At 58.4% G+C, this 575-nt stretch carries 1 pseudogene; it reads right to left on the bottom strand.

Annotated features, from left to right (window positions below):
* A pseudogene (locus A3730_RS02085) lies at positions 1–432 on the bottom strand (DNA replication and repair protein RecF); the annotation flags it as partial.
* Between the last annotated feature and the right edge of the window lie 143 nt (positions 433–575).

The following is a 575-nucleotide window of genomic DNA, read 5'->3' on the forward strand; positions in this document are numbered from 1 at the left end:
CTGGGCCAACACCATGCCATAGGCCACCAATTTGGCCTGCCCACGGGATAAACGGTCGCGGGCCACAACGCCATGACTTTCAATACGAATATCACTGCGATGGAATCCAGCCTGGCTGAAGCCACGCCGTAGATCATCTGGCTGAAGCCGCTCCAGGGCCTGCCCATAGGACTCATCTTTCTGCAGCCCTGTTTGCAGCCTGAGCCGAATTTTCAGCTCGGGAGCCAATACCACCAAGGCCTCATCCAAACCACGCTGTAGCGCAGCCAGATAGCCCCTGCGTAACCCTTCGATTCTATCAGAAGTCTGGGCCAGTTGCTGATTCCAAAAGCCCAGTTCTCTCGAACTCGGACGGCCGGTGCGCAACAGGGCATTGCGCTGCCTGAGGGCTGCCGAGCCGGCGCGCCACACAGGCATAAACTGATGTTCCACGTGGAACATTCCCCAGTCCATAAAGCGCCGCCGAAGCTGCGATGACCCAAAAACCAACTCAACAGAAGTAGGGTGCAACGCCAACACTGGCAACAGCGCGGCCACCTCACTCAGCGCCCTGGGGGTCTGCCCATTGAGCTTGA

The sequence above is a fragment of the Alcanivorax sp. HI0044 genome (assembly GCF_001634945.1).